We start from the raw sequence: 2,073 nt of genomic DNA on the forward strand, positions 1-2,073 counted from the left end.
GATGAGCCGTACAAGCCGGTGGAAGGGCTCTGTCATGTCCGTGCTCACGTCTTCCCCGCCTCAAGCGGCTCGCATCTCCCAGACACCCGGTGTGTCCGCCTTGGTGCGCATGGAACCGAGGTGACCCCCACCATCGTCGTCGCCGTCCACGACGGTTGGTACGGCGCGGGAACGGGGGCGGGCCGCACGAACCGCGGTTTCCTCCGCCTGGTCTTCGAGGCCATCGCGGAGGGCATCCGGCTGGTGGTGCTTCCCGTCCGCCTGGTACCGGGCAGCGGCGAGCACGATCCGGTCTGGCACCGGGAATCCCTTGCGCTGGTTCGGGAATCGGTGGTCGTGCGGCCGATCGACAACGGTACCGGAGGGATGACGCGCTTCGGTGGGGTGGCCGCCTTCCGCCGGCTGTCGGCCAACACCGCGGCCATGCTGTGCTCCGACATCCTGCCCGGCGCCGGACCGGTACACCTGATGATGTTTGATGTCCCCTTCTTCGGGGTGATGCCGCTCCTGCCGCCCGGCGTGGCCGCCCATGCCACGGTCGTTCCCCGCTCCACCGCGCTGCTGCACGACCCCGGGAACATCGAACGGGTGGTGTGGGAACGGCTCGGCCTTCAGGCCACGGTCGAGCGCGGCGGCCGGATCGCGGCGACCTCCCCGTTCATGCGCCGCCATCTGTGTCACGACTACGGCATCGCGGACGAGGCCATCGTCGACCTGCCCAACGGGCTCACGCCGGAGGAGCTATCAGCACCGGAGGCGGGCGAGGCCCATCCGCTGCCGGATGCGGCGCGCGACGGGTTCCTGCTCGCCATGGGCCGGGCGCACCCGTACAAAGGCTTCGACGACCTGCTGGAGGCGATCAGGCTCCTGCGAGACTTCGAACCGCCGCACCTGTTGCTCGCGGCCGTCACCGAGGACCGAACCCCCGACGCCTACCAACGCCGCCTGGCCAAGCGGATCGCGGACGAGCGGCTCAACGCCACCCTGCTTCCGGTGTTCCACACCGGCATCCGGAACTGGCTGACCCATGCGGCAATGAAGGGCGTGATCGTACCGTCGCGCGCCGAACCGTTCGGCCGCGTCCCCACCGAGGCTTTCGCCGCGGGCGCGGCGCCGGTCATCGCCACCACCGCGGGCGGCCTCGCCGACCAGGTCATCGAGGGATGCACCGGGTACACCGCCCAGCCGGCCGACCCGGCGGACCTCGCCGCCGCCTTGGCCCGTGCCCTGCGAGCCGATCCGGCAACCATCGCCGAGATGCGCGCGGCCGGGCGCCGATTCGTGCGGGAACGCATGGACTATGCCCGGACAGTGCGCCGGTTCCTGGCCACCACCATGCCGTGGGCGGTCAGTCCTGCTGGCGGAAGCCCTCCATGAAGCGGCGCAGCAGGCCACCCTCACGCGGAAGCGACGGCGCCGGTGGCGGCGCGGTGCGGCGCTGGGTGGCGACCGGCTTGTCGTAGTCGGTGCGGGCGATGGCGTCGATCACCTGCTCCTCGGTGAAATCCTCCGAACCGGGGATGACGGGGACGAACCCGACAAGCATGCCGTCCCGCATCACCTGCGCCTCGAGCCCGGCCGTGCCGTCGGTGTCCCAGACCGCCTCGCGGTCGCCCGGCAGCACGACGCGGATCCCGAACTGGGACACGCCGGCTCGCGGCTGTGCCATGTGGGCGGGCACGCCCCGCTCCCGCAGCGCGTCGACCACCCGCCGGGCCCGGTTCTCGTCCATGTCGCTCATGGTAGGCGCGTTTTCTGAACAAGCCCTGGGTAGCGGCTGGCGTAGTGGTCGGCGAGATCCGCCGGCAGCGGATCATCGTGCTCACTCATACAGACTCACGTCGCTCGTTCATCCAAAACTCACGCGAATCTTCATCCGGCCTGTCAGCGCATCGATAAATCCAATAATCTCGACTCCTCTTCGCTGGAGGAGACATGAGATACCGGATTCTCGGGTCGCTTCAGGTGGTCGACCCGGACGGGCAACCGCAGACCTTCGAGCGCCGGCACACGCGCATCCTCGCCGTGCTGCTGCTGTCGGCCAACCGGGTGGTGGGCCGAGACTACCTCATC

General features: G+C 69.7%; 2 protein-coding genes. One reads left to right on the top strand and one right to left on the bottom strand.

Translation table 11 applies throughout. The features are described 5' to 3' along the window. Positions 1 to 120 precede the first annotated feature (120 nt). A complete protein-coding gene (locus tag VFO68_RS24375) occupies positions 121 to 1,377 on the top strand; it encodes a glycosyltransferase family 4 protein (protein ID WP_325160699.1) in 1,257 nt (418 codons plus the stop codon). Here the strand turns inward: VFO68_RS24375 and VFO68_RS24380 are convergent. Then, complete coding sequence (locus VFO68_RS24380; protein WP_325160700.1) at positions 1,349 to 1,732, bottom strand: hypothetical protein; 384 nt, start codon at positions 1,730 to 1,732, stop codon at positions 1,349 to 1,351. The genes VFO68_RS24375 and VFO68_RS24380 overlap by 29 nt on opposite strands. Positions 1,733 to 2,073 lie beyond the last annotated feature (341 nt).

It is taken from the genome of Actinophytocola sp. (genome assembly GCF_035712165.1).
Taxonomy (GTDB): Bacteria; Actinomycetota; Actinomycetes; order Mycobacteriales; family Pseudonocardiaceae; genus DASYTH01.